At 65.0% G+C, this 25,281-nt stretch carries 27 protein-coding genes; 10 read left to right on the forward strand and 17 right to left on the reverse strand.

All coding sequences use genetic code 11. The features are described 5' to 3' along the window. Positions 1-20 precede the first annotated feature (20 nt). From B4589_RS11415 to B4589_RS11425, 3 genes are all read right to left on the reverse strand, one after another. A complete protein-coding gene (locus B4589_RS11415; RefSeq protein WP_079234391.1) occupies positions 21-791 on the reverse strand; it encodes an ABC transporter permease in 771 nt (256 codons plus the stop codon). Further along, positions 788-1,792 carry an ABC transporter ATP-binding protein gene (locus tag B4589_RS11420; RefSeq protein ID WP_079234392.1) on the reverse strand — a complete coding sequence of 335 codons (1,005 nt, stop codon included), beginning with the start codon at positions 1,790-1,792 and terminating at the stop codon, positions 788-790. The genes B4589_RS11415 and B4589_RS11420 overlap by 4 nt, the downstream gene beginning before the upstream one ends. 92 nt (positions 1,793-1,884) lie before the next feature. Then, entirely contained in the window at positions 1,885-2,382 is a 498-nt protein-coding gene (locus tag B4589_RS11425; protein WP_079234393.1) for a DUF367 family protein, read from the reverse strand. Between the two features lie 77 nt (positions 2,383-2,459). Here B4589_RS11425 and B4589_RS11430 point away from each other — a divergent pair, with 77 nt between their 5' ends. Continuing rightward, entirely contained in the window at positions 2,460-2,807 is a 348-nt protein-coding gene (locus B4589_RS11430) for a nuclear transport factor 2 family protein (protein ID WP_079234394.1), read from the forward strand. A 3-nt stretch (positions 2,808-2,810) separates the two neighbouring features. Here the strand turns inward: B4589_RS11430 and serS are convergent, their stop codons facing one another. From serS to B4589_RS11450, 4 genes are all read right to left on the reverse strand, one after another. Further along, entirely contained in the window at positions 2,811-4,187 is a 1,377-nt protein-coding gene (gene serS / locus B4589_RS11435; protein ID WP_079234395.1) for a serine--tRNA ligase, read from the reverse strand. 549 nt (positions 4,188-4,736) lie between these two features. Then, on the reverse strand, positions 4,737-5,129 hold the full coding sequence (locus B4589_RS11440; protein WP_079234397.1) for a hypothetical protein: 393 nt from the start codon (positions 5,127-5,129) through the stop codon (positions 4,737-4,739). Between the two features lie 287 nt (positions 5,130-5,416). Continuing rightward, a complete protein-coding gene (locus tag B4589_RS11445; protein WP_079234398.1) occupies positions 5,417-7,294 on the reverse strand; it encodes a cation:proton antiporter in 1,878 nt (625 codons plus the stop codon). Between the two features lie 84 nt (positions 7,295-7,378). Then, a complete protein-coding gene (locus tag B4589_RS11450) occupies positions 7,379-9,352 on the reverse strand; it encodes a long-chain fatty acid--CoA ligase (RefSeq protein WP_079234399.1) in 1,974 nt (657 codons plus the stop codon). 562 nt (positions 9,353-9,914) lie between these two features. Here B4589_RS11450 and B4589_RS11455 point away from each other — a divergent pair. The 4 genes from B4589_RS11455 (at position 9,915) to B4589_RS11470 (ending at position 15,015) form a co-directional block, all read left to right on the forward strand. After that, positions 9,915-10,670: a hypothetical protein gene (locus B4589_RS11455; RefSeq protein WP_143414328.1), complete on the forward strand. Its 756-nt coding sequence runs from the start codon at positions 9,915-9,917 to the stop codon at positions 10,668-10,670. Positions 10,671-11,032: 362 nt separating this feature from the next. After that, positions 11,033-11,452: a hypothetical protein gene (locus B4589_RS11460; RefSeq protein WP_079234400.1), complete on the forward strand. Its 420-nt coding sequence runs from the start codon at positions 11,033-11,035 to the stop codon at positions 11,450-11,452. A gap of 304 nt (positions 11,453-11,756) precedes the next feature. Beyond that, positions 11,757-13,979, forward strand: coding sequence for a right-handed parallel beta-helix repeat-containing protein (locus B4589_RS11465; protein ID WP_158081175.1), 2,223 nt, complete (start codon positions 11,757-11,759; stop codon positions 13,977-13,979). A 502-nt stretch (positions 13,980-14,481) separates the two neighbouring features. Next, positions 14,482-15,015, forward strand: a complete 534-nt coding sequence (locus B4589_RS11470; protein ID WP_079234402.1) for a DUF1102 domain-containing protein — start codon at positions 14,482-14,484, stop codon at positions 15,013-15,015. 36 nt (positions 15,016-15,051) lie between these two features. On the opposite strand, the gene B4589_RS11475 is transcribed toward B4589_RS11470, so the two are convergent. Beyond that, on the reverse strand, positions 15,052-15,960 hold the full coding sequence (locus tag B4589_RS11475) for an MBL fold metallo-hydrolase (RefSeq protein WP_079234403.1): 909 nt from the start codon (positions 15,958-15,960) through the stop codon (positions 15,052-15,054). Positions 15,961-16,577: 617 nt separating this feature from the next. Between B4589_RS11475 and B4589_RS11480 the strand changes: the two genes are divergently transcribed. Further along, a complete protein-coding gene (locus B4589_RS11480; protein ID WP_143414329.1) occupies positions 16,578-17,018 on the forward strand; it encodes a hypothetical protein in 441 nt (146 codons plus the stop codon). 48 nt (positions 17,019-17,066) lie between these two features. On the opposite strand, the gene B4589_RS11485 is transcribed toward B4589_RS11480, so the two are convergent. From B4589_RS11485 to B4589_RS11510, 6 genes are all read right to left on the reverse strand, one after another. After that, positions 17,067-17,888, reverse strand: coding sequence for an IS5 family transposase (locus B4589_RS11485; protein WP_079234404.1), 822 nt, complete (start codon positions 17,886-17,888; stop codon positions 17,067-17,069). 74 nt (positions 17,889-17,962) lie between these two features. Then, the gene (locus B4589_RS11490; protein WP_079234405.1) at positions 17,963-18,493 is read right to left on the reverse strand and encodes a GTP-dependent dephospho-CoA kinase family protein; all 531 of its coding nucleotides are present in this window, start codon (positions 18,491-18,493) and stop codon (positions 17,963-17,965) included. A gap of 1 nt (position 18,494) precedes the next feature. After that, complete coding sequence (gene spt4, locus B4589_RS11495; RefSeq protein WP_079234406.1) at positions 18,495-18,692, reverse strand: transcription elongation factor subunit Spt4; 198 nt, start codon at positions 18,690-18,692, stop codon at positions 18,495-18,497. Continuing rightward, positions 18,693-19,259 carry a DNA-directed RNA polymerase gene (locus B4589_RS11500; protein WP_079234407.1) on the reverse strand — a complete coding sequence of 189 codons (567 nt, stop codon included), beginning with the start codon at positions 19,257-19,259 and terminating at the stop codon, positions 18,693-18,695. A gap of 1 nt (position 19,260) precedes the next feature. Then, the gene (locus B4589_RS11505; protein ID WP_079234408.1) at positions 19,261-19,647 is read right to left on the reverse strand and encodes a twitching motility protein PilT; all 387 of its coding nucleotides are present in this window, start codon (positions 19,645-19,647) and stop codon (positions 19,261-19,263) included. Further along, on the reverse strand, positions 19,644-20,879 hold the full coding sequence (locus tag B4589_RS11510; RefSeq protein ID WP_079234409.1) for a translation initiation factor IF-2 subunit gamma: 1,236 nt from the start codon (positions 20,877-20,879) through the stop codon (positions 19,644-19,646). The genes B4589_RS11505 and B4589_RS11510 overlap by 4 nt, the downstream gene beginning before the upstream one ends. Before the next feature lie 183 nt (positions 20,880-21,062). Here B4589_RS11510 and B4589_RS11515 point away from each other — a divergent pair, with 183 nt between their 5' ends. From B4589_RS11515 to B4589_RS11525, 3 genes are read left to right on the forward strand one after another with little or no spacing between them, the layout of a single operon-like run. Further along, a complete protein-coding gene (locus B4589_RS11515; RefSeq protein WP_079234410.1) occupies positions 21,063-21,308 on the forward strand; it encodes an AbrB/MazE/SpoVT family DNA-binding domain-containing protein in 246 nt (81 codons plus the stop codon). After that, positions 21,305-21,748 carry a PIN domain-containing protein gene (locus tag B4589_RS11520; RefSeq protein ID WP_079234411.1) on the forward strand — a complete coding sequence of 148 codons (444 nt, stop codon included), beginning with the start codon at positions 21,305-21,307 and terminating at the stop codon, positions 21,746-21,748. The genes B4589_RS11515 and B4589_RS11520 overlap by 4 nt, the downstream gene beginning before the upstream one ends. 53 nt (positions 21,749-21,801) lie before the next feature. After that, on the forward strand, positions 21,802-22,755 hold the full coding sequence (locus tag B4589_RS11525) for a DUF5787 family protein (RefSeq protein ID WP_079234412.1): 954 nt from the start codon (positions 21,802-21,804) through the stop codon (positions 22,753-22,755). Here the strand turns inward: B4589_RS11525 and B4589_RS11530 are convergent. Both B4589_RS11530 and B4589_RS11535 read right to left on the reverse strand, forming a co-directional pair. Continuing rightward, the gene (locus B4589_RS11530; protein ID WP_079234413.1) at positions 22,752-23,156 is read right to left on the reverse strand and encodes a DUF4260 domain-containing protein; all 405 of its coding nucleotides are present in this window, start codon (positions 23,154-23,156) and stop codon (positions 22,752-22,754) included. The two genes, B4589_RS11525 and B4589_RS11530, sit on opposite strands and share 4 nt — an antisense overlap. A 70-nt stretch (positions 23,157-23,226) precedes the next feature. After that, positions 23,227-24,048: an MBL fold metallo-hydrolase gene (locus B4589_RS11535; RefSeq protein WP_079234414.1), complete on the reverse strand. Its 822-nt coding sequence runs from the start codon at positions 24,046-24,048 to the stop codon at positions 23,227-23,229. Positions 24,049-24,177: 129 nt separating this feature from the next. Here B4589_RS11535 and B4589_RS18215 point away from each other — a divergent pair, with 129 nt between their 5' ends. Further along, positions 24,178-24,588 (forward strand): hypothetical protein, encoded by a 411-nt coding sequence (locus B4589_RS18215; RefSeq protein ID WP_255246080.1) that lies wholly within the window; start codon positions 24,178-24,180, stop codon positions 24,586-24,588. Between the two features lie 138 nt (positions 24,589-24,726). Here the strand turns inward: B4589_RS18215 and B4589_RS11545 are convergent, their stop codons facing one another. Next, entirely contained in the window at positions 24,727-25,173 is a 447-nt protein-coding gene (locus tag B4589_RS11545) for a hypothetical protein (RefSeq protein WP_079234415.1), read from the reverse strand. Positions 25,174-25,281: the final 108 nt, after the last annotated feature.

A 25,281-nucleotide genomic window follows, 5' to 3' on the forward strand; every position in this document is an offset into this window, starting at 1 on the left:
TAAATCGACTGGTCACCCCCCTACACCGCTTCGACGCGCTCGAACAGGTAGGTGCCGATCGCGACGGTGACGACCGAGGAGACGGTCAGCGCGGCGAGATCCAGCGCGAGGGGGTACGTCGAACTGCCCACCAGCACCGCCCGCAGGGCGTCGACGCCGTAGGTCAGCGGGTTCGCGAGCGCGAGCGCGCTCACGGGGCCGGGGAGGCTCTGGACCGGGTAAATCGCGCCCGAGAGGAAGAAGATCGGGAAGATCACGAACTGCACGACGAGGCCGAACCCCTCGCTGTCGCTGAACTGCGACGCCAGCGCGACGCCGAAGCCGACGAACGTCGTCGCGATCAGCAACAGCACGACGACCGCCATCGGCAGCGCGAGGAGGCTCCGGACCTCGAACCCCAGCGGGATCGAGAGCAGCAGGATCAGCGCCGCCTGCACCAGCGCGGTCGTCGACCCGCCGGCGATCCGGCCGAGCACGATCGACGTGCGGCTGACGGGGGCGACGAGGATCTCCTTCAGGAACCCCACCTCCCGGTCCGCCAGGATCGACATCCCGGCGAAGGAGGCGCCGAACAGCATCGTGAACCCCACCATCCCCGGCACGAGGTACTGGAGGTAGTCGACGCCCTCGGGCAGGCCGGGGATCGCCGCGCCGCTGAAACCGAACCCGAGGAAGACCAGAAACAGCAGCGGCATCGCGATCGAGCCGACGATCCGGGAGGGCGTACGCAGGAACCGCTTCAGGTCCCGGAGCCAGAGCGCGTAGATCGAGAGCGGATCGACGCGCCTCATCGGTCACCCCCGACGGTTGCCTCGGCTTCCCGGCCCTCGCGCTCGCCCCCAGCGGCGTCGGCCTCGCGTTCGGCCATCGTCGCGCCGGTCAGCGAGAGGAACGCGGTTTCGAGGTTGGGCTCGCGCACGTCGACGGCGGTGACCGGCACGCCGGCGTCGTCGGCCAGTCGGACGAGATCCGCGATCCGCTGGCGGCCGTGATCGACCGTCACGCGGAGGGTCGCGCCGTCCTGGGTGTACTCGCTGATCCACGACTGCGCGGCGAGTCGCTCCCGGAGCGCCGCCGTGTCGCCGTCGAATTCGAGACTGACCACGTCGCCGCCGATGGATTCGGTGAGCGCGTCGGGGGAGTCGATCGCCGCGATCTGCCCGTCGTCGACGACCGCCACACGGTCACAGAGCTGTTCGGCCTCCTCGATGTAGTGGGTGGTCAGCACGACCGAGACGCCGGCCTCCTCGTTGAGCCGGCGGATGTACTCCCAGGAGTCCCGGCGCGTGTGGGCGTCGAGCCCGGCCGTCGGCTCGTCGAGGAACAGGACCGCAGGCTCGTGGAGCAGGCCGCGGCCGATCTCCAGCCGGCGCTTCATCCCGCCGGAGTAGGTGCCGACGGGGTCGTCGCGCTCGTCCTCGAGCCCCACGAGGTCGAGGATCTCGTCGATCCGTTCCGCGCGTTCCTCGGCTCGGATCCCGTACAGCCGGGCGTGGAAAGCGAGGTTCTCCGCGCCCGTGAGCTCCTCGTCGAGCGCCCGCTCCTGGAACACGATCCCGATACTGTTGCGGACCGCCGCGGTCTCGTCGACGATATCGTGGCCGTCGACGGTCGCCGCCCCCTCGGTCGGCTGGAGCAGCGTCACGAGCATGTTGATCAGCGTCGACTTGCCCGCGCCGTTGGGCCCGAGCAGGCCGAACAGTTCCCCCTCCTCGACGGTGAACGAGAGCTCGTCCACCGCGACGGTCTCGCCGAACCGCTTGGTGAGCCCGTCGACATCTATCGCCGCCATGTGAACGTGGCTGAATAAACGTTCAAGAGGGAAGTAGCTGCCGACAGCCGAACTGTGGCCGCTGCCCGACGTTCACTATCGCCGCATCCGGTTTACCGATCCAGATACTCCTGCTGGATCGCCACGACTTCCTCGGAGTCCCCACACTCGCTGTACCGCCGCAGCGGCTCCTCGTTGAGTTCGAGGAACGTCTCGCCCCAGGTGAACTTCGAGAGGATCTGCTCGGCCTGGGACTTCTCGCCGAGGATGACGAGGGCGCCCGCGAACGCCTCGACGGTCGTCAGCTGCATCGGTTTCCCGAAGTTCACGGGGTTTCCGGCGACGAGATACGGCAGCGCGCGGTGGTCGCCGTCGATGGTGAACTGCTTCTCGCCGGCGGACTCCCACGAGCAGTCGAGCGCGACCAGCGCGTGCTCGGCGGCCTCGCGGTCGGCGGGCGACAGCGCACGCTCGGCGTGGGGGTTGAGCACCACCCCGTACGGCGTCGCGCGGTCCGAGCGGTGGAGCTCCGCGAGGTCGAACCGCGCGAGCTTCCGGGCGGTGCATTTCTCGGGGTCGTCGTCGCCCTCGTAGCGAACGTGCAGGTCCACACCCCGCCTGCGCGCCGGAGCGCCAAATGCCCCCCGGAGACCGCCCCCTTCTTGGGGCCGCTGGCCGGACTGGGGGTATGAGCGACACCGATCCGGTGGAGCGGTACTACGAGGCGGTCGACGCGATGGACGCCGACGGGCTCGCGGCCGTGCTCGCCCCAGAGTTCCGCCACGACCGCCCGGACCGGACCATCGAGGGCCGCGACCGGTTCGTGGAGTTCATGATGGAAGAGCGACCCCGAACCGACACGGTTCACGCGGTGGACACGCTGTTCCTGCCCGAGGCCGCCGACGACGCGCGCGGTCGGGAGGTCGCGGCCCACGGCCGGCTGTTCGCCGACGACGGGGAGGAGCTGTTCGCGTTCGTCGACCTGTTCACCGTCGCGGACGGGGAGATCGTCGATCTCCGAACGTTCACCAAATAGCGCTCAGTTCCCGTCACCAACCGCGCTCTCCCCGACCGGCTCCTGCCCCTCGACGACCTCCTGCCCGCCCATGTAGGGCTGGAGGGGTTCGGGGACGTCGACGGTGCCGTCCGCGTTCTGGTAGTACTCCAGGATCGCCACCAGCACGCGCGGGACGGCGACGCCCGAGCCGTTGAGCGTGTGGAGGTACTCCGCCGACTCGTGCTGTTCGGGGCGGTACTGGATCCCCGCCCGCCGGGCCTGGAAATCCCGGAAGTTCGACACCGACGACACCTCGAGCCAGCGGCCGCCCTGCTCTGGGCCGTCCTCCATGTCGTCGCCGGGGGCCCACACCTCGATGTCGTACTTCTTGGCTTGCGTGAAGCCCAGGTCGCCCGTGCACATTTCGAGGATGCGGTAGGGGATCCCCAGCGCCTGCAGCACCGATTCCGCCTCCGAGACCAGTCCCTCGAAGCGCTCGTCGCTCTCCTCCGGGCGGACGAAGTTGACCAGCTCGACCTTGTTGAACTGGTGGACCCGGACGATCCCGCGGGTCTCGGTGCCGTGCTCGCCGGCCTCCTGCCGGAAGTTCGGCGAGTACGCCTGGTACTTCAGCGGCAGGTCGTCGTCGAGCAGGATCTCGTCGCGATGGAGGTTCGTGACGGGCACCTCCGCGGTCGGCAGCAGCCAGAGGTCGTCGTCGTCGTACGGCTCGTCGTGGCTGCCCTCGAGCCGGTAGGCGTCCTCGGTAAACTTCGGGAACTGGCCGGTGCCCTCCATCGACCTGCTGTTGACCGGGATCGGGGGGAACACGTCGGTGTACCCCTGATCGCGGTGAGTTTCGAGGAAGAACTGGATCAGCGCGTGTTCGAGGCGGGCACCCTCGCCTTTGGCGAAGTAGTAGCCGCCGCCGCTGACTTTCGCGCCGCGCTCGAAGTCGAGGATGTCCAGCTCCTCGCCGAGGTCGTAGTGCGGGGTGACCTCCTCGGGCAGGTCACGCAGGTCGTCGAACCCCTCGCGCCGGCGCTCGACGTTCTCGCTCTCGTCGGCCCCGCGGGGGACGTCGTCGTCGGGGAGCATCGGGATCCGCATCATGCGCTCCTCGAGTTCGGCTTCGAGTTCGTCGGCGCGGTCCTCCACGTCTTCGAGGCGTTCCTTGAGTTCGCTCGAGCGCTCGATGGCCTCCTCGGCTTCCTCCTCCTCGCCTTCGCGTTTGAGTTCGCCGATGGTTCGGCTGACCTCGTTGCGCTCGTGGCGGAGGTCGTCGCCCTCGGCTTTGAGTTCGCGCCACTCGTCGTAGATCTCGAGGATCTCGTCGAGGTCGACGTCGTCGACGCCCTTCGCGTCGAGCGCGTCCCGGACGCGCTCGGGCTCCTCCCGGAGCGTCTGTCGGCTGATCATGGGCGGGGTTCTCGGTGATTCGGGAAAACCGTGTCGGGTCCGTGGGAGTGAGTTGCGGGCGTGGTCGTCGACTGCTGGGGCGGTAATCGCGGCGAGTACGGTGTCCGGATCGTCGGCTACCGTGACAGCAACGGCATCTTGACTGACAGCGACAGCAACAGCATCTCGTTCGTAGCACACTTGCGACCGCAGGCTGCCGGGCACGAGGCCCGGCAGGGCGCCGAGTCCCCACCCCTCCCCCCGCGGCCGGCGACGATTGCCGGCCGCGAGGCGTCCACCGCCACCGCACCGCCGCCGCGGTGGCGCGCGACGTGAGCCCCTCCGTGGGCGAACGAGCGCGCGAGGGATGAGCGACTGAGCGTAGCGAAGGAGCGAATCGGCTGGGGAGGTTCGAGGGCTGTGCGGGGCGGTGCGGTCGCAAGTGGACATGCTTCGAGTCGCTGTCGCTGTACGGTCGAACCTCCGCAGAAAATCCCGAACCGAGAGCGACCGTCGTCGTGGCCACGTCTTTCTCGCTGCTCCACGCTCAAAACCACCAGAAACGAACTCTCAGTCCTTCGGCGCGAAGAACACATCCAGCCCGTTGCGCGTGATCCGCACGTCGATCGTCCCCGTCCCGGTCACGTCGATGCGCTGGACGTCCTCGTAGGGCCCAGTCACGATGTGGACCCGGGTGGGGATCGGCTCCTCACCAGCGTCGGGCGAGGGTGCCACGTCCGGGATCAACTGCCGTGAACCGGGCGGGACCGTCCCCTCGAAGTCCGGTTCCGGTGGGTCGTCGGCGTCGTACTCGGCGACGGGCGTCGCGGTCGCGGTCACGTCCCGCGCGCCGGAACTCCGGTTCTCGATCGCCATCTCGACCTCGTCGTTGGTGAGCGCCGTACAGCCAGCGAGCGCGACGACGACCGGGAGGGGCAGGAACGCGCGACGGGAGAGCGCCATCATCGTGGATCGGTGGTCGGGAGAGAAAACGGTTGTCGTCGCGGACCGGCATCGGCTGGATATCGGATAATAAAAAATTTACTTGGGCGAAAATAGAACGACTCTACGTTATGAAGATCGATGGGTACACGCTACTGAGGTTGGTCGGCGTACTGATCGTTCTGTATCTCCTCGCTGCACAAGCACTCACGTTACTGTGACTGCGATCTGTTGACAGAAGCTCCAGTTCTCGCCATCGTGTGGAGTCTGGTGCCGGCGTGCGGTCCCCCACTCGGCTGCGTTTCGCCCTACTCCTCGGGATGGGCCCACGTCATCGCCTCGCGGACGGCGTCCTTCCGGCCGATGAACGTGACGCGGTCGCCGCGCTCGAGCGTGAAGTCGGCCTCGGGGACGAACGTTTCCCCGTCCCGGTAGACCAGCCCGATGAGACAGCCCTCCGGGAGTTCGGGTCCGATCTCCCGGATCGACTGGCCGATCAGTGGATCCGCGGTCACTTCGATCTCCTGCACGTCGCCGGTCTCGCCGATCCCCTGCATCCAGCCCGCCAGCGTGGGGCGTTCGATGTAGTCGTCCATCGCCTGTGCGGTGGCCATCGCCGGCGAGATGGTCCGCACGCCCAGCTCCTCGAAGGCGTCGACGTTCTCGGGGTTGTTCGTCCGCGCGATCACGCGGTCCGGCGAGAACTTCGACTGGGAGAGCTGGGAGATCAGCAGGTTCGCGTCGTCGTCGCCGGTCGCGGCGACGATGATCTTGGCGTTGTCCGCGCCGGCGGACTGGAGCACCTCGGTGTCGGTGCCGTCCCCGGCGTGGACCGTGAACCCGGAGTCACGGACGCTCTCGAGCACTTCCTGGTTCTTCTCCACGATCACGACGTTCTCGCCTCGGTCTTCGAGGCGGGTCGCGAGCTCGCGCCCGACCGATCCGCCCCCGACGATGATGACTCGCATGGGTATGACGTTGAGTTTCTCCGCGATCTGGCGGGCCAGTCCCGCCTCGAACAGCACGGTCAGCAGGATGGTCAGGAACACGGTGCCGACGAGCACGTCGGCGGCCTCGGGCATCCCGACCGCCTCGCTCCGGAGTTCGATGGCGAACAGCGTCGCCACCGACGCCGGGATGATCCCGCGCGGGCCGACGAAGCTCATGAACAGCTTCTCCTCCCGGGTGAACCGGTCGCCGACGCTGGAGACGAACACCAGCAGCGGCCGGAGCACCAGCGCGACGATAGCGACGACTGCGAGCTTCGGGAACAGCAGGTCGAGCACCACGCCGAAGTCGAGCAGCGCGGCCAGCGTGATGAACACGAAGGAGAGCACGACCAGCGTCACGTCGCCTTTGAACGCCGCGATATCCTCCTCGTAGGGGACGTCGGCGTTGCCGAGCAGCACGCCCGCGACCGCGACGGCGGCGACGCCGGCCTCGCTGGCGAGGTAGTTCGCGGCCGCGTAGGCGACGAGCGCGCCCGCGAGTACGAGCAGCCGGGCGTTCCGGGGGGCGTTCCCCGGCGAGAGGTCGATGTACTGCAGCGCGTAGTACACTACGGCGGCGACGACGACGCCGACGAACAGCCCGTAGGAGAACCGACGGACGAAGTCGATGACGATCGCGCTGGGGCCGGTGGCCGGGCTCGTGATGATGTTGAACATCACGACCGCCGTGATCGCGGCGGTCACGTCGTTGACGATCCCCTCGGTGTCGAGCGCGACGCCGACGCGGTCCCGGACCGGGACGACGTCGAGGATGGGGGCGATGACGGTCGGGCCGGTCGCCACCAGCAGCGAGCCGACGAGGAAGGCGACCAGCCAGCCGACGCCAAGCAGGAAGTGGACGGCGACGGACGTACCCACCAGCGCGATCAGGGCGCCGACGGTGACGAGGCGGAACGCCGTCTGGGGCGCCTCACGGATCTCGTCGAGCCGGAGGTGGAACGCGCCCTCGAACACGATGATCGCCACCGAGAGCCCGACGATGGCCGTCAGCGCCGTGGTCCCGAACTCCTGGGGGTTGAGGAGGTTCGCCCCCTCCGGGCCGAGCAGGATCCCCGCGGCGATCAGGAACACGATGCTCGGGATGCGGAAGCGGTCCGAGAGCACCTGCGCGACCACGCCGATGCCGATGATGCCCGCGACGACCGCGATCAGCGCGGCCGCTTCCTCTCCGGCCATCTACGGCACCTCGGCTGTCGCTGATTCGTTCGCCCTCACACGATAAGCGTCCGGTGGCGTCGGCTTAAACGTGGCTACCGCGGACTACTCGTACAGCTCCTCGACCTCGTCGCCCCATCGGTCCAGGATCTTTCGACGTTTCTTCTTCATCGTCGGCGTCAGCAGGTCGTTCTCGGGGGTGAACTCCTCGGGCACCAGCCGGAACTGCTTGATCCGCTCGTGGCTCTCGAAGTCCTCGTTGATCCGCTCGACCTCCGCCTGTATCCGGTCGCGCACGCGGTCGTCGTGGCAGAGTTCGGCGTCGTCGTCGGGCAGGTCCAACCCCTCACGCTCGCCCCACGCTCGGACCGCGTCGAACGCCGGGACGATCAGCGCGCCGACGAACTTCCGGCTGTCGCCGACCACCATCGCCTGCTCGATCAGTTCGTTGTCGGCGAACGCGTCCTCGATGGGGCCGGGCGGGACCATCTTCCCCGTCGAGAGCTTCATGAGCTGTTTGGCGCGTTCGCGGAACGTGATGTAGCCGTCCGGCCGGATCTCGACCACGTCGCCGGTCCGGAACCACGGCTCGCCGCCGTCGTCGGCCGCCTCGAACGCCTCGTCGGTCGCCTCGGGCTTCTCCCAGTAGCCGTCGGTGACGTTCGGGCCGCGGACGAGCAGTTCGCCCGTCTTCCCCTCGATGTCGTCGCCCATCACGCCGATGGACTCGTCGAGTTTCGTCTCCACGTCGACGACCGGCGGGCCGATGGTGCCCGGTTTGGGGTCCTCGATGGGGTTGACGCTCACGACGGGCGCCGTCTCGGTGAGCCCGTACCCCTCCAGGATCGGGACCCCCATCCCGTGGAACAGCCGGCAGAGGTCCTCCGAGAGGCTGCCGCCGCCGGAGACGAAGAAGTCGACGTTGTCCCCCAGCGCCTCGCGGACGCTGGAGTAGACGAGTCTGTCGCCGATGTCGTGTTTCAGCGAGAGCAGGGTTCCCGGGCTCTCAGTGCGCTCGTACTCGCGGGCCACGTCGACGGCCCACTCGAAGATGCGCTGTTTGACGGGCGACTCGCTGGCCTGCTCGCGCACGGCGCCGTAGAGCTTCTCGTACACGCGCGGGACGCTGGTGAACGTCGTCGGCGCGATCAGCTTGAAGTCCTCCCGCAGCGTGTCCGGGCTCTCGGCGTAGGCGATGGTCGCCCCGCTCGCGAACATGAGGAAGTGGCCGGAGAGGCGCTCGAACACGTGGGCCAACGGGAGGAAGGAGAGCGCCGCCGTGTCGGTGTCGGTCGTCGGCATGTCGGGGTCGCGGTCCGGCCGCGGGCCGAACCGCCGGTAGCACTGGTTCACGTTCGACCGGAAGTTCCAGTGGGTGAGCTCCACTCCCTTCGGCTGGCCGGTGGTGCCGGAGGTGTACACGAGGCTCGCGAGGTCGTCGCCGTCGCGCTCGTCGAGCCACCCCTCGTAGGCGTCCTCGTCGAACGCCTCGGCGCCGCGCTCGTGCAGGTCGCCCAGCGTGAGCACGTCGTCGCGGTCTCGCACCGCCCCCGCGGCACCGCTGCCGTCGGCGGGTTCGTCCATCACGACGATGAAGGAGAGATCGAGTTCGTCCTCGACGTTCAGCACCGTCCGCAGCAGGTCGTCGTTCTCCACGACTACACCCTCGGAGCCGGCGTCGCCCAGCAGGTACTCGGTCTGGCTCTCGGAGGAGCCGCTGTAGACGGTGTTCACCACGCCGCCGGCGGCGAGCACGCCGAGGTCGCTGTGGGCCCACTCCATTCGCGTGTCGGCGAAGATCCCCACGCGGTCGCCGGCCTCGACGCCGAGATCGCGGAACCCGGCGGCGAGGTTGCGCACGATATCGCGGGTCTCCGCGTAGCGCAGGTCGGCGTAATCTCCTTGGGGCGCCTCAGGGATCACGTCCTCCGCGACCAGCGAGCGGTCGTAGATCCCCCCTTTGTAGCGCTGGGCCACCTCGTCGGCGTTGCGCTCGGCGCTGGCCTCGAACATCGCCGGCAGCGTGTCGTCGTCGATGACGGGGTGGTCGAACCCCCGCTCGGCCTCACGGATGTCCATAAGGTGCGCGTGAGTCGGGAGCCACCATAAAGTTCCGTACACGACGGGGGGGTTGCTCGGGGTTGTGTCGGGCACGAGCGCGACCGGATCTAGCGCGCGCTGGACGCGATCGAAACCGCCACGTGATCGCTATTCCGCCTGAAACGCCCGATTCCGTCGGTCTCGCGGCGTCCTGACTGTTCGCTGACCGTACCGAGTCTCCGTCAGTGGAGAGACACGTCACCAGCGTGTCCGTTCGGCCATCCAGCGAGCCCTGTGTCGGCCGTCGTCGACGCCGGTTCGACCACGTGAGTTCCGTTTCTCGGCGTTGTTCCCGGTATCGGGGTGAATCGCCGAAAACGACCGACAGAACCGGTTTTAGTGAGTGTCTCAAGGCCGGCTTGAGGCGCGGTCAGGGCGGGGCTGTGGGTTCGGGAGTGGTTCTCAGGGATGGTCCGAGACATTCAGGATATCTAACTGGTTAGGTCTGAATCGTGTCAGCCGAGTCATTACTACTTACAAAGGGGGGTATGTGGTGGATGAAGCGTTCCCGGGGCAAGCTCGGGGCGCGGAGACTACGACAATGGAACGACGCAAGTTCATCGCTGGTCTGGGATCGCTTACCGCTGCTGGCGCGGCGGGTATTGGTACGGGCGCGTTTACGAGTGTAACTGCGGAACGTGGTGTCAACGTTAACGTTGCGCCGGACGCTAACGCATACCTTGGACTTGACCAGATCTCCGGCGAACCTAATAGTCAAGATTACACCAGTATCAACGATGGCGAGCTCAAGCTCTTTGATACGGGAACTGTCGACGGTTCTGGTTTTAATCTCGATGCGGTCACGTTAGTCGATAACCTATTTAAGATCAAGAACCAGTCAAGCCAGAAACAGTATGTTTGGCTTTCAGAGATTGGGGATCCGAATGGTCCTGCGGGCGGCTCGCAGTTCACGAGTGGTCAACGGCCTACGGGAATGTTCTTTGTCGGATTCTACGCACCAGGAGACCGCAGCGGGACTTGGGACGGGATAAGTTATGGTAGTTCGCCGGAGGATCCCAATAATCCGAATAACCGAGGCCCCGATCAACCGAACGACAAGCGACCGGCCGATGCGGCCCCATTTAATGGCAACGGTGAAGTGGAGCAGCCAAGCGGGGACAGGGCAGCTGCGGTAGGTATTGCCGCCGGAGACGAAGTCAAAGTCGGGATGGCCGTCGATACGACGATGGCTGGGCAGTGGATTGATTCAGATGTTGAACTTTCGCCAGGGGATCTCCTTGATAGGGTGATCGTCAAATCGGTAGCTGATTCGGCCGATACCCCGGTAACTCTGTAGGCCACTTCCCCCACTCTTTCCATATGGAATTACTTGGCTGAGGTTTATCCAGTAATTCAACTTTCCCACGCTGGCGCACGGCGGTTCGATTCCGCCGGTGGGTTTCCATTGAACAAATTATGAAGCGACGGACCCTCCTCGCCGGCATCGGGTGGAGCGCAGCAACTGGCATCGTTGGAACTGGCGCGTTCACCAGCGTAAGCGCTGATCGCTCCGTCTCAGTTGAAATTGCTACCGATAGTAGCGCATACCTCGCTATGAGTGCTGTCCCGGGAAGCGGGAATTCCGACTATGTAGAGACACAGAATGGTGAGTTCTCCGCCGATTTTTCGGACAGCAATGACGACCTGCTCGGAGACGGTGTGAACCCCAACGCCGTGACGGCTATCGCGGATCTGTTCCGCATCGAGAACCAGGGAACCCAGCCCGTCTACGTCTGGCTCACCGAGGACGGCGGTCGGAACGGCAGCAAACAGCACGCGTTCTACGTCGGTTCGTGGAGCGACGACGCCACGGCGATCAGTCTCGCGAACTTCAACAACGATCTCGACGACCTCCACGGTGACGGTCGACAGCGTCAACCCCAGTACGACGCCGGCATCGACACCGCCGCCGTCGAACTCAGTGTCGGAGACCACGTCGACGTCGGACTCGTCGTCGACACACCCCAAGGCAGCGCGGGGAGCCGCGTGCTCAAGGACGGGCAAGGGCCGACGATCCACGCCACCGCCGAGCAGTCTTCGCTCGCGGACGTGCTTACGCCGAGTATCACGCCCGACTGACTCTCATTCTGTTCGGACGTTCCCGTCCCTGCTCGGCCGACAGACGACAGCAGTCGAATCATTCCCGGCGTAACGTCGATCCGCTGTTGTCGGTGTGGAGGGTGGCCGTTCGGTGGTACGAGCGGTATATTTCCTCGATATTTTGCGGTTCAGGGTTCCTCTGACCGCCAATGTGGATACCGCAGCCGTTGTCTGTTGCTTGTCATTTATATCCATACAGGGTAGCATAGAGCAACAGGTTCGTGCTGATTTCTCTCAGTGAACTCAATACTACCACCCTATGGTGGAATGGACCAAGCGGACAATGGACCGACGCAAATTCATCGCAGGGATCGGAGCGCTCAGCGCCGCCGGAGCAGTCGGAACGGGGGCGTTCACGAGTGCCTCCGCCGACCGAACAGTCAGTGTATCCGTCGCCGGGGACGCCAGCGCGTTCCTCGCGATGGACACCAGTGGCACCGCCAACGGCGAGTTCGCATCGATAAACAGTGACCAAATCGAACTGGACTTCTCCGAAAGCAGTGCCGGTGGTGACGGCCTCGGACTCGACTCCACCTACGAGTTCGACGACGTGTTCCGCATCACGAACCAAGGCACCCAGCCCGTCTACGTCTGGGCGAACTTCAGCGGCGGGAGTCTGGACGACGACGACATTTGGTTCTACCCCGACAGTAATTCGGACCGTGAACTGAACGACGGGACAAACGAGGTCGTCACACTTCCGGTCGGCGAGACGGTGGAGGTGGGCGTCCACATCGACACGTCCACACTCAGTTCGACCGGGACGGAGAACCTGACGGCGACGCTGAGCGCGAGCGTCGGCGTGCCGAACAGCTCCAGCCCGACCGACCCGTCCGGGGAGGACGCCGCAGTCGTGAGCGAGAACCCGGACGACGGGGAATACAGTTCTATCCAGACCGCGATCAACGAGGTAGACGGGACAACCATCTACGTCGAAGACGGCGTCTACGACGAACAGCTCCGAATCGGCAAGGATGATCTCACCATCGAAGGTGAAAGTCGAGACGGCGTCATCATCCGACCCACCAGCTTCGAGAGTGTCAACGCGAGAGGAAAGGAGGCAGTCACTATCAACCCCGTTGTACCTGAAGAGGCAGGCGGCGATCCTTCCCTCACTAACGAGAGTTGGTGGCGGAGCCAACGCGGTCACTACGAAGTGTCGGGTGTGACTCTTCGTAACCTTACCATCGATGGTGTTAACGACGATGACAACCGGGCGGGTATCTACGCGGCGCACGCGGAGGACTACACTATCGAGAACGTCGTCTGTAAGAATCACGGCGAGCTAGGCACTAACGGTGGCGTCGGATCCGGTAACGGGTGGTGTCGGAATGCAACGTTCCGTAATGTCGAGTTCGTAGACAACGGCGACGGAGGCATGCTGGCCTTCCGGAGTGACGGATTCACGATCGACGGCCTCACTGTCGAGAACTGTGGCGGCGACGGCGTCGACATCCACGGCGACGACCACACGCTGACCGACGTCACCGTGTACGGAAGCGGGACGAACGGTATCGAGTTCACGCAGGGCGGCAACAACGTCCTACAGGATAGCGAAGTCTACGACAACGGTACCGGAATCGACATCGAGAAGATCGGGAGCGATTCGATCGATCCGAAGCCTGGCGAGACGGAGATCACCATCGAATCGACCGATATCTACGACAACGGTACCGGTCTCAGGATCGGGAAGGGCGGCAGCCACGATCACGACGACCTCGGTGTCGATGCAGCCGGTAACTGGTGGGGTTCGGCGAACGGACCGAACAGTGCTGAGGGAGACGACATCGTGATCGCGGACGGCATCGATCCCGTCCTCAACCTCGCGACGTGGCTGGACGGTCCGGTTGGCAGCGGCAGTCCGGTCTACGGCGCCGGATTCGTCAAGCCCGGTGCCAACACGCTGGACATCGACGGGGACGGAGTCACGGAGATGGGCGTCGAGTCCGCTTCGGACCCGGCCGACTCCGGGGACGTCGCACACGTCACGTCCGCGGGAAGTGAGACGACCGACTTCGCTACCTCGGCAGTCCAACTGAATCCCGATGACCCGCCGACGCTGGGAGAACTGACTGACGGAACGACGGACCTCGTCTACGAGTATTACGAGGGCGTCGACAACTCGGGTGCCGCGCCCGACGAGGTGTACCTGCTCATCGCCGAGTCCGACGGTACCCGACATGTGGTCTTCCACACCTCAAATGACAACAAGCACCTGAACTCACCGCCTTCGGACGAAACGTGGCTTAGCCGGAACGTCCACAAAGAGATCGCCGGTAACCCGGACCCGGAGGACAACCCGAACTACAACTGGCGAGAGTTCACTGCCGAGGGGTACCCGAGCCTCGGGAGCGCCGATGGAACCGATCTTTCCGACGAGTTCGGGGACGACGCCGAGCTCATCACCGTCGCAGCGGGTCGCGGCGGAACGAGCGGTACCACGGCAGACGTGTACTACCGCGATCTGCAGTGTGACGGGGATACCTACGGGTTCCCGACTGAATGATCTGACTACGGCTATTTGACCCCCACCGGTAGGCGCGGAAACGGTCCGCGACGGCGGTTTGACTCCGCCGTGGGTTTTCCGCGACGTTCCCGTCCGGAACGGTGAGACCTACTTCGGGATGATGCAACACTACCGTTCGAAGAACCTCGAAGGCGACGTAGACGACGTGCGGCTGTACGGCCGAGCGCTATCTGACACTAAACTGAGTAGCTTGTACGACGCGGCGAGGTAGTCAGATCGTCGTCCAGGTCCCGAAATTCAGGGAAAATAGACAACCCTCGTTTTCTACTCCATCGTCGACGTATTTTCTCAGGCCTGACCTGAGGAGTGAACGGAACCGGGGCACAGCAGCAGGTACTGTGTTAGTGATAGCATCTCCCCAGCAAGCGAACCACAGGAACGGGCTGAACTCTATCAGCCGACTCAATACTACCTACCCTTAGTTGTATGCTATTGTATAGCAATCACGGGATTGCTCGGAACCAACGAGGTACGAAATACAATGGATCGACGAAAGTTCATCGCCGGGCTGGGATCGCTTACCGCTGCTGGCGCAGCGGGCATCGGCACGGGCGCATTCACGAGTGTAAGCGCGGACCGAACAGTTTCAGTAAGCGTCGCCGACGACAGTAGTGCGTTCCTCACCCTGAAACAACACGTCGGCGGGAGACCAAACCAAGTGTTCTCCTCGTACGAAGACGGACAGTTGGTGCTCGACTTCGACGAGACGGACGTCGGCGGGGGAGGTGTGAACCAAGATGCAGTCACCGAGTTTGCGAACGTGTTCAAGCTGGAAAACCATGGCACGCAGGCTGTGAACGTTTGGTTCGAACACGACATCCCCGGTGTGACGTTCTATCGGTTCGACCCCGACTCGAACAGTCTCGATAGCCCGTCGAACGCAAAAATCGGCCTCGGTACGGGCGCACACATGAAGATCGGCGTCGAAGTCGACACGACCGCGTCGGGCGCCGGCGACGTCGACTCGCTCTCCGGAACGGTGACGATTCACGCGAGCGCGGAATCACCGACATAGCCGGTACCGTGGGAGTCCGCCCACCCCTCCCCAATCTTACTTCTTCTGCTCCAAGTACGCCAACACCCCCCGCGTGTTCAGCCGCGCCTCCGCCTCGGCCTTCTCTTCGCCCCACACCTCGGCACCCGCCATCTCGTCCGCATGATCGACGAAGTGCTCGATCACCGCCTCGTCGTCCTCCAACGCCGCCCGCTTCCGCCTCACAGCTTCGACCCACTCCATCAGCGTGCGCTTGTACCCCTGCAACATCTCCGCGTCGTACGCCCGCGGGCCGAAGTGCGCGAACGCCAGGATCTCCGGCTCCAGCTCCGCGATCGTCGACGCGTCCCGGCGGGCCTGATCCAGGTCGAACTGCGGCGGCGGGGTGGTCTCCCGGATCGTGTCCACCTCGGGGACGTAGATCCCCGCGGCGTCGCCGGTGTAGACGATCCCCGCGTCGGCGTCGTGGAACACGTGCTGGTGGGGGGCGTGTCCCGGCGCCTCGTGGGCCGTGAGCGTCCGATCGCCCAGATCCACCGCGTCGCCGTCCGCGAGGCGGGTCAGTCGCTCCTCCGGCACCGGCACCGGTTCGGCGTAGTACTGCCACTGGTCGCCGACGGCCTCTTTCGTCCCGGCGACGAGTCGGTCGGGGTCGATCAGGTGCCGCGCGCCGCGCTCGTGGACGTACACCTGCGCGTCCGAGAAGTCCTCCAGCAGTCGCCCCGCGCCGCCGGCGTGGTCGAGGTGGACGTGCGTGAGCACTACCGCGTCGAGGCTGTCGACCCCGAGTTCGTCGAGCGCGCCGACGATCTGCTCGTAGTCGCCGCCGGTGCCGGAGTCCACGACGGCGGTGCGCTCGCCGTCGATGACGTAGACGGACCCGTACTCGGCGGTGTCGTACATCCCGGTGTCGACGTAGTAGACGTCGGTCGCGTCCGCGACCGCCTGAACGTCGCCGATGGCCATACGTTGGTGGCCGGTGGGGCGGGAGAAAACGATTCTGGTGACGATTACTGATGGTCGGTTCAGTAGTTGGTACTTGGAACAGCAACCGCGACGTCTCAATCGCTGGCAACTGGAACAGCAACCGCGACAGCAACAGCACCTCGTTTGTAGCACACTTGCGACGGCAGGGTGCCGGGCACGAGGCCCGACACAGCGTACAGTCCCCGTCCCTCCCCGTCGCCGCCGGCGCTCGCTCGTTTCACTCGCTCGCGCGTTGGCGGCGACGCTACCACCGCGACCGCAACCGCGGCGGCGGTGGCACGAAACGCTCGCGGCTCCGTCCGCGAGCAGGCGTGAGGGACGAACGAGCGAACGGACGTGAGCGAGAGAGTCGGCTGGGGAGGCGTGTGGGCTGTGCGGGGCGGTGCGGTCACAAGTGGTCTAGCCTCGAGATGCTGTTGCTGTCGCAGCCAGCGCCCCCGTCGCAGTCGTTACCAACTCCGCAGACTACTCACGCAAAGACAAACCGTCGGCTCTGTTGAAATCCTATTATCTCGATATTTTATCGCTGAAACAGCCATTAGTTAGTCCTGAAAAATGACCAGTATTCTTATTGACTCAGCAGAAGAAGGAGTGCTATGAACGTGAAAGAGATGTCTCGAACGCGACTGGCAGAGCTGGGACTCTCAGCAGCCTGCTTGAGTCTCGTTATAGCGTTTTTTGCAATCCCTCCAGTTCTTCTTTCCAGTCTCAATAATTCACCAGTTGGACTGCTCTTTGGTGTCGGTATTTGGATTGTTCCATCCCTTCTCGCTCTTATCACGCTCTACTATATCACATCAAGTGATCGGAATATCGAGACGTACATCCTTGGGGGCCTCAGTGTGATTACGATACTGACGTTCCTGTTGAACCTTCGAACAATCCTTACTTCTCCGGGATTTCTCACCTACGGAGGCAGGGGAGCGTTCTTCGGTCCACTTCTCACTCTCCTCATAGGATCGCTAATTGCACTCGTAGTGTTAACCAGTGAGATGGCTACTGTCTTCTCCAATAGAAAACTAACGAAGGCGTCCTGATCAGAATCTTCTTCACCAGATTTCACGGGAGGTACGCAATCTACAACATCAAAGTGTCTGGTCAAGGTTATGAGTGAGACAGCCGATAACAAGTTCGCGGAATTGCTTCCACCAGTGTCGAGAACGGATGAACGTACCGTACTTGCGTTTGAGACGTGAATTTACGGTCTCGTTCTGACTTCGCTGTCCGTACAGATCTGCATCTAATCGTGCATTCCACGCTTTGTGGATCGACGAGAACTCGCGGTGTTTGATCAGCGGGCGTATCTTCTTATCACGGGCTAATGCCCGAACCTTCTGATCGTCGTATCCCTTGTCTCCAAGGAGAATCTCCACGCCGTCGGAATTTCGTTTGATGAGCGATGGCGCGATCTGAGAATCGTGCTTTCTGGTCGTTGTCACGTGTAGGTCCAGAATCGCATTCGCTTCCGTATCAACCAACAGTGTGACCTTCAACTGCTGAATTGTTAGCTTCGCTCGCTTTGTGTAGTGTTTCGAGGCGTGACTACGGTCGAAGCCTGAAGCATCGATACCGACGACACCATTCGTCGGAAGAAGGGTAGCTGAGAGGTTGAGCAGCACGCGCCAGACAGCCATATCAAGTCTATCGAACGCTTTGCACAGCGTTGACGGGTCCGGAAGTTCAGTGAGGTTGATCGCGTTCCGAATACGAGGCATTTCGATGAGTTCGTCAAGGAGTGTTCGATAGGTCGTGTCCTTCCGCACTTTGAGACAGAGCAAGACGATGTGCTGATGGAGCGTGTAGCGTTGTTTCGAGTATTTTGAGGAATATCGTGAGACTGCTCGCTGGGCGAGGTGAAATGCTTGCTCGACAAATCGGAGTAACTGCGACTTTGGGAGGGTCTGCATCCACTCACACTATCGACTGGATATGTAACTCCCCAAGGATTTCAACAGAGCCAAACCGTCCGAAAACCTGGAACCTACACACCCAACGCAGCAAGCGCGGCGTCCGCGTCGCCGTCGAACCGCACGAGCAGGTCGCGCATCTCCGCCCGCGCGTCCTCCGTCACGGGGATCAGCACCATCCCCTCGCCGGGCTGGCCGTAGACGACGCTTCCGCCAAGCGGCGCCGCCAGCACCGCCGGCAGCGTCGCGAGATCCTCCTCGCCCTCGACGACCAGGAGCGTGTCCGCCTCGGCGTCGACGGCCTCCCGCAGCGCGAGCAACAGGTCGCGGGAGAGCTCCGCGGGCTCGTTCACCACGTCGATCCGTCGCTCGCCCGCGTTCTCGAGTCCCTCGCGGACCTCGTCGGGGATGGCGGCGCGTTCGGTCAGCCCGTCGACGACCGAGACGTGTGGCTCGTGGCCCGCCTCCCGGAGGTGGTAGGTGACCATGTCGCCCACCGCGATTATCGGCGGCTCGGCTTCGGCGAGCAGCGTCTCCACGTCGGTGAACAGCGGGCCGAACGGCTCCTTGAACTCCTCCCGAAGCTCCGGCGGCAGCGTGAGCACCTTACCGGACCTTCAGCGCGTAGCTCCCCGGCTCGGTGACTTCCATCTCGTCGGCCACCTCGCTCTCCTCGGGGTGGTTGATGATCACGTACCCCGCCCAGTCCTCGGTGAGGCTGGAGGAGCCACAGTAGTCACAGCTCTGGCTGTCGGGGTCGTTGACGTAGTGACACTCCCGACACGCCAGTCGCGGATCTGCCATCTACGCTTCCTCCTCCTGTCGTTGTTCGTACTCCTCGGCGAGCCACTCGTGCTTGCCGAGCCCCGGCTGCTTGGCCGTCAGGCCGATCTTGGAGTCCCGGGGGTTGCGTTCGTCGATGCTCTTGGTGACGATCCGGACGCGCACGGCGTCGTCGACGCCGAGCGTTCGATCCGAGTCCGAGGAGGCGAGCTGCTGGTTCTCGCCGTCGTACGCCAGATACTCGTTGGAGATCTGGGAGACGTGGAGCAGCCCGTCGATCGGGCCGATCCCGACGAACGCGCCGAACTCCACGACTTCGACGACCGTCCCGTCGACGACCTCCTGCATGTCCGGGTCGTAGGTGATGGCGTCGAACTCCGCCTCGTAGTAGACGCCCGGTCGGTTGGGGAGCACCGCGCCGTCGCCGATGTCGTGGACCTCGACGACGCTCACGACGCTGCCCACGTCCTCGTCCATCCGTCCTTCGAGCTTGTCCTGGAGCAGGGCCCGCACCCGCTCCTCCGTCACGTCGGCCAGGTTCCGCGGCGGCACCTCGACCGTGTCCTTGAGTCGTACCCGTTTGTACATGCTAGGTTTCAGTTATCGCCAGTGTGTTCCGCCCCCTTAAACCGATTACGTCGACGCCCGCGTCGAGCAGGCGGTCTCGGAGTGGGCGGTCGTTGGTCACCGCGTACACCTCGCCCTCGGCCGCGACTGCGGCCGCGACGACGGCGTCGTCGGCGTACGATTCCTCGGTTTCGATCACGGTACAGCGTTCGGCCAGATCGCGGCCGACTGCGGCGGCGGTGCCTTCCTCGCCGTTGTCGTCACGGAGCTTCTCCAGCTCCGCGATCACCGCTCGGGGCGTCACGGCGTCGTACGCCCCGAGCAGCCGGTCGAGTTCGTCGAACACGCGCACGTCGAGTTCGACCGGCATCATCAGGGCGTTGGTGTCCAGCACCGCCGTCGTGCTCATTCCTTCAGCGTGCCGATGCCGATGAGCCGCCAGCGCGCGCCCACGCGGCGGTTGATCGCGATCTTCGCCCCGGGTTCGGCGCAGACGGGGCGCTTGAGCGACACCTCACACTCGCCGCCGCGGGCGCTGGTGACGGCGCCCACCGTGGTGGCGGTGCCGACGGTGAGCATCAGCGGCTCGCCCGTCGAGATCTCTTCGACGTCCTCTCCTTCGCCGACGACGCGGTCGAGCAGCTCCACGTCCATCTCGAACCCCTCGATCGTCGGGGGGAGCGTGCCGGGTTCGCCGGCGACCTGCCCCGCGAGCGCGTCACCCTTCGTGTAGGAGGGGTCCAGCCCGGTGCCGACGCCGAGCAGGCCGCCCGGTGTCGCCTCCTCGACGGGGTTGCCGCCGGCCTGGATCGAGCGAACGGTGGTCGTCATCGGGCGCCACTCGCTCTCGCCGCCCTCCTCGACCTCGCGGCCGGGGCGGAGCTCGATCTCGTCGTCCTCGCTCAGGGTACCCTTCGCGAGCGAGCCGCCGACGACGCCGCCGAGCAGCGAGTCCGCGGTCGTCCCCGGCTTGTTGATGTCGAAGCTCCGTGCCACGTACATCCGGGAGTCCGCAGTCGGGTCGCGCTCGGGCGTCGGGATCTCGCGCTCGATCGCGTCGATCAGCAGGTCGATGTTGACCTCCTGCTGGGCGCTGATCGGGACGACCGGCGCGTCCTCGGCGACGGTGCCCTCGACGAACTCCTGGATCTGGCGGTAGTTCTCCCTCGCCCGATCCTGATCGACGAGGTCGACCTTGTTCTGGGCGATGACGACGTTCTCGATGCCGATGATGTCCAGCGCCATGAGGTGCTCCTCGGTCTGGGCCTGGGGCACGTCCTCGGTCGCGCTGACCACGAGCACCGCGCCGTCCATGATCGCCGCGCCGGCGAGCATCGTCGCCATCAGGGTCTCGTGACCCGGCGCGTCGACGAACGACACGTCGCGGACGATCTCGGTGTCCACGTCGTGCTCGTCGCAGTGCTCGTCGACCGTGTAGCACTCGGGCTCGTCTTCCTCGGGACACCGACGCAGCGTCGCGTCGGCGTACCCCAGTCGGATCGAGATCCCGCGTTTCATCTCCTCGCTGTGCTTGTCGGTCCACGAACCGCTCAGCGCCTGCACGAGCGTCGTTTTCCCGTGGTCGACGTGGCCGACCAGTCCGATGTTCACCTCCGGTTGTGTTGGATTCTCCGTCACCATATGACCTCCTGAGAGGAATTCTACTCTAAATTCGCCCCGAGCGACTGATAAAGGTGCTGTTCTCCCCTCCTCGGGGTGTCGTGCGGATCGGGGACGAGTGGACCGCGCTGGACTGTGCGGACGTGGCGGGAACTCCATAAATTGGGGACTCAATTTAACACTGTGTAGGCACAACCCCGGCGTATGGCAGTCGAGGAAGCCGGCGAGACGACGGTGAACGCCAGCGGCGGCGTGACGATCCCGGCAGCGATCAGGGACGCGCTCGACGTCGAGGAGGGCGACAAGATCAGATGGACGGCTGACGAAGACGGACGGCTCTCCGTCGAAGTGATCCACCAGCGAGAGCGGGTGTTCGAGGAGTTCGAGCCGATGACGCGGGGGGACGATCGGTCGGCGGACGAGGTCGCGGAATCGGCGTGGGAGCGATGAGCGGGCAGGTTCTACTGGACTCGAACGTCATCATCGCGGCGCTGTTCGAGGACGACCAGGAGCATCGCCGAGGGTTCGAGATAGTCGACGGCATCGACAGGGGAGAGCTCCCGGACGGACTCGTCCTCTCGTATGCACTTCCCGAAGTGCTACATCCGGTGCAACAGTCACACGGGTTCGAGCGAGCGTGCGACACGCTTCGACGGTTCGAGCAGAGCCCACGGTTCCACATCGAGTGGCTCCCGAAAGCCCAGTTCCGGGCGTCGCTCGGTGTCTGGGAGCGATCCGCCGGCGCGAACGGCGCCGAGTTCGTCGACACCACCATCGCCCAGTTCATGCGCTCGAACGACGTCGAGTACATCTACTCCTTCGACGACGACTTCGACGATTTCGACGACGTCACGCGTCTGAACACCGCGGTCGACCCGTTCGAACCGTAGCGCCGACCGCCCGGACAGACGGCCTTTTGTCCGCTCCCCGCCCACCCCCGCCCGTGGAGGTCGCGTTCGAACTCGCGCTGTCGGCCCACCTCGAAGCCGAGACCGACTGGCTCCTCGCCCGCCAGCTCGGCGCCGCCGTCGACAACCCCGGCGCTCGCGTGATGGATATCGTCGGCGTCGTGCCGACCCCCGAGGTCACCGACCGCGCCGCTATCACGGGCGAGACGATCCCGCCACTCGCAGTCGAGGGCGACGTCGGCGTCGGCGAGGCGGTACCCGTCACGGAGGCGCTGAACTGCGGCCCGGAACGCGCGGAGTCGGTCGCGGAACGCGCCGCCGAACTCGGCTTCGTCGAGCGTTCGCGCCGCGGCGGCCGCACGTACGTCCGGCAGACCACACGGTACCCCGACTGGGTCGACCGACTAGTGGGGATCGAGAACAAGCCCGACCTCGGCCGGCCGGGCGACCTGGACTTCCAGCTCCGCTTCGACGTCGAACTCGCGCTGTTCGACGAGATCTGGCTCGCGACCGAGAGCTACGTCACCGGCGCGCATCTGAACCGCATCCCCGACCCGGTCGGCGTCTGGCGGTTCGACCCCGGTACCGGGGAGCGCGAGGTCGTGCGGGAGGCATCGACGCTGTCCGTCGACGAGCCGGGGGTCGAACTGCGCGCCGAGGAGGCGCTGCGGACTGACGTGACCCTCGTGAGCGCCGACGCGAAAGCTCGTCAGCGACGACGGATCGCCGAGCGGGCGTGGGGGAAGGGCTGGCGACCCGACGCGTTCCCGGGGTGTACGCAGTGTTCGGCGACGGATGCGGGCGTTCCGTACTGCGCGTTCCACGAGCGGCCGGTCGCGCCGTCGATGGACTGCGGGGCGGGCTGTCCGGGGTACGAACCGGGCGAGGAACCGGAGGTGGATCCCGAGGAACTGCGGGACGAGTGGAGCCCGTGGGTGCGGGACCCCGCGGGCGTCGCGCGCCGGCAGAGCGGGCTGGACCGGTTCTAGCGGCCGTCGACGGGTTTCGCGTCGAGCACCTCGGCGGTGTCGGCGACCGGAACGTCGGTCGAGAGGTGGGTGTGTTTGAACCCGATCGGGTACTTCAGCCCGTAGCCGACGGCGCGGTCGGCGCCGATGTGGGCTGCCCAGACGAGCGCGACCCACGACGCCGGCGGGACGCCCAGCACGACCCCGGCGGTCCCGAGCGCGATCGGGCCGACGTAGGTGTGGAACGCGTTGTAGACGCGACTTCCGAGACGAACGCCGGCGAGATACCCGAGTATCGAGAGGTCGGGCGCCAGCGCGAGGACGAGGAACAGCCACAGCGGTCCGTCGACCGCGAAGTACGCTGCCGTGGCCGCGAGGAAGACGGCGACACCTTCGAGTCTGAGGACGGTTCTGGGCTCCATACGCAGTAGAGGGCCCGCGAGGAGAAATAGCCGTAGTGACACGAGCGGGCACGGCGACACCCGAGCCGGCTCAGAGCTCGTACACCTCGCCGTCGACCGCCAGCGGTTCCTCGAACGCCTCCTCGGGCGGGTAGAAGTGGGCGAGGTGGACGAGCCGTGTCTCGTCGGCGTTCAGGTCCTCGCCCAGCCTGATCGCCCCCTCGCGGGTCATGTGCTTCGTGCCGAACGTCATCGGCACGTCGTCCACGAAGTCCGACCCGCCCATGGGGTGTTTCGGCGCCAGCGACGCCGGGACGATCGCGTCGGCGAGCAGCAGGTCCGGATCGCGGAGCGCGTCGCGGGACGCCTCGGGGATGTCGTAGCTCGTGTCGCCCGAGAGCGAGAGCTTCGCGCCGGTCTCGGGGTCCTCGACGACCAGCCCGTAACACGCCATCGGCGGGTGGTCGACCGGGACGAGCGTGAGGTCGAACCCGCAGGCGGAGAAGGTGGAGAGGGGCTCCTGCCCGTGGACTTCCACCACGTCGAGGTAGTCGTACCGCTCGCGAACGGAGTCAGCCACGCTCTCGCCGGTAAAGGGGTCGACCTCGCTGGCGGCGTGGACCGGCAGGTCGTCGACCAGGCGGTAGAAGTTCCCCAACCCGTCGAGGTGATCGAAGTGGATGTGGGTGATGACCGCCTCGTCGGGCAGGTCCGCGCCCGTTTCGGCGAACTGGTGGCGGAAGTCGGGCGAGGCGTCGATCAGCAGACAGTCGCCGGTGCGCTCGTTCTCGACGTGGACCGAGAACCGCGAGCGCTCGACGCCGCGTTCCCGGGCCCGCTCGCAGGTGGCACAGTCACAGCCGACCGTCGGGGTGCCGGTGGTGTCGCCGGTGCCGAGGAGGGTGACACGCATTCGGGTGGAGGGCGGTGGGCGGAGGACTTAGTGGTCGGGGTCGCGTCCGGAACGGTTCCCCTGTGCGATCTACCGCAGCCACTTCCTGCCCCCAGAAAGGATTTCTCTTGGACACGACACGTGAGACGCGTGTCCCCGATTACCCTCCGTGAGTACGTCCACGCACGACCCCTCGCGTCGAGCCTCGCAGTCGGTGTGGGTCACGCCCTGTTGTCGACCGCCCTGTCCTCGTTCTTCGGGTTCGCGAGTCTCCTTGCTCAGGCCGATACCGAACCGCTGTACGTGTTCTATTCCCTGTGTGGGCTGTTCGTACTGGGGTTCGTGCCGGCGGTACTTTACTCGAAGTACCGCTCCCGTGTGCCGCTCGCACTCTCGGTGTTCCTCTTCGTCGGTTCCGCCTTCGGGACGTACCGAGTCGTCGCCTCCGGGCTGACTCCTGTGGATCCAACGCCGTTCGGCTGGTACCTCCTCCTCTGGCCCGCCTGTGTGGTGCTCTACGCGGCGATCAGCGTGGTCGAGAAGCTAGCTCTGGGCAGCTAGCTCACCCGTCAGCGTGGGCGAACACGAACTACTTCAGGAGTTTCCCCCGCCAGCGCGGCGGCCTACCCGTCGTCGCGGTCGTTCACCTCGACGGTGAAGCCGAACGACTCCATCAGTGCTGTCGAGACAGTTACGTCGTCATGAGGGTTCGTCAGGGGAACGACTCGAACGGACGCGGTGTTCGAGGTAGCCAACCGCGACAGCCGCACCGAGGAGGGGGGGCCAGCCAATGAGGTACAGGTCGTACGGTTTCCCGGGTAACAGCACTCCTCGTGCTTGCATCGCTTGCCACATGAAGTACGTCATCACAGCGTATACGGCTGCGACGACAACGAGCGGGGACAGCAGATCATATCGGACGAACGAGATCGCCAGCACTGCGCCGACCAACGCTCCGCCGAGAATTGCCCACCAGAGCCACGGGCCGACCTGTACTGAGAGCAGGAGTGCCCCCAGTTCCGCGACCGAACCGTAGGCCCAATACCACGAGCCCAGCAAGACCAAGAGGTATCCGAGCGCACCGCCGAGGGCTGCGGTTCGTGTTTCCGACGAAAGGTCCGATGGACGGGGGAGAGTGATTGACACACTTTTGGAAGATGGCAGGCAATGATAAATCTGGTGGAGGTGGGAAAAAAGCCGGTTCGATCAGTGAGCAGGCCGGTCCGAGAACCGTCGCGCCGAGCGCAGGCAGTC

This window comes from Halolamina sp. CBA1230, assembly GCF_002025255.2.
Classification (GTDB): domain Archaea; phylum Halobacteriota; class Halobacteria; order Halobacteriales; family Haloferacaceae; genus Halolamina.

Bases quoted from the DNA above. Each gene is read 5' to 3' on its own strand.
- B4589_RS11415 (WP_079234391.1), bottom strand. From the start codon at position 791: ATGAGGCGCGTCGATCCGCTCTCGATCTACGCGCTCTGGCTCCGGGAC.
- B4589_RS11420 (WP_079234392.1), bottom strand. From the start codon at position 1,792: ATGGCGGCGATAGATGTCGACGGGCTCACCAAGCGGTTCGGCGAGACC.
- B4589_RS11430 (WP_079234394.1), top strand. From the start codon at position 2,460: ATGAGCGACACCGATCCGGTGGAGCGGTACTACGAGGCGGTCGACGCG.
- serS (WP_079234395.1), bottom strand. From the start codon at position 4,187: ATGATCAGCCGACAGACGCTCCGGGAGGAGCCCGAGCGCGTCCGGGAC.
- B4589_RS11440 (WP_079234397.1), bottom strand. From the start codon at position 5,129: ATGGCGCTCTCCCGTCGCGCGTTCCTGCCCCTCCCGGTCGTCGTCGCG.
- B4589_RS11445 (WP_079234398.1), bottom strand. From the start codon at position 7,294: ATGGCCGGAGAGGAAGCGGCCGCGCTGATCGCGGTCGTCGCGGGCATC.
- B4589_RS11450 (WP_079234399.1), bottom strand. From the start codon at position 9,352: ATGGACATCCGTGAGGCCGAGCGGGGGTTCGACCACCCCGTCATCGAC.
- B4589_RS11455 (WP_143414328.1), top strand. From the start codon at position 9,915: ATGGAACGACGCAAGTTCATCGCTGGTCTGGGATCGCTTACCGCTGCT.
- B4589_RS11465 (WP_158081175.1), top strand. From the start codon at position 11,757: ATGGACCGACGCAAATTCATCGCAGGGATCGGAGCGCTCAGCGCCGCC.
- B4589_RS11470 (WP_079234402.1), top strand. From the start codon at position 14,482: ATGGATCGACGAAAGTTCATCGCCGGGCTGGGATCGCTTACCGCTGCT.
- B4589_RS11475 (WP_079234403.1), bottom strand. From the start codon at position 15,960: ATGGCCATCGGCGACGTTCAGGCGGTCGCGGACGCGACCGACGTCTAC.
- B4589_RS11480 (WP_143414329.1), top strand. From the start codon at position 16,578: ATGAACGTGAAAGAGATGTCTCGAACGCGACTGGCAGAGCTGGGACTC.
- B4589_RS11485 (WP_079234404.1), bottom strand. From the start codon at position 17,888: ATGCAGACCCTCCCAAAGTCGCAGTTACTCCGATTTGTCGAGCAAGCA.
- spt4 (WP_079234406.1), bottom strand. From the start codon at position 18,692: ATGGCAGATCCGCGACTGGCGTGTCGGGAGTGTCACTACGTCAACGAC.
- B4589_RS11500 (WP_079234407.1), bottom strand. From the start codon at position 19,259: ATGTACAAACGGGTACGACTCAAGGACACGGTCGAGGTGCCGCCGCGG.
- B4589_RS11505 (WP_079234408.1), bottom strand. From the start codon at position 19,647: ATGAGCACGACGGCGGTGCTGGACACCAACGCCCTGATGATGCCGGTC.
- B4589_RS11510 (WP_079234409.1), bottom strand. From the start codon at position 20,879: ATGGTGACGGAGAATCCAACACAACCGGAGGTGAACATCGGACTGGTC.
- B4589_RS11515 (WP_079234410.1), top strand. From the start codon at position 21,063: ATGGCAGTCGAGGAAGCCGGCGAGACGACGGTGAACGCCAGCGGCGGC.
- B4589_RS11520 (WP_079234411.1), top strand. From the start codon at position 21,305: ATGAGCGGGCAGGTTCTACTGGACTCGAACGTCATCATCGCGGCGCTG.
- B4589_RS11530 (WP_079234413.1), bottom strand. From the start codon at position 23,156: ATGGAGCCCAGAACCGTCCTCAGACTCGAAGGTGTCGCCGTCTTCCTC.
- B4589_RS11535 (WP_079234414.1), bottom strand. From the start codon at position 24,048: ATGCGTGTCACCCTCCTCGGCACCGGCGACACCACCGGCACCCCGACG.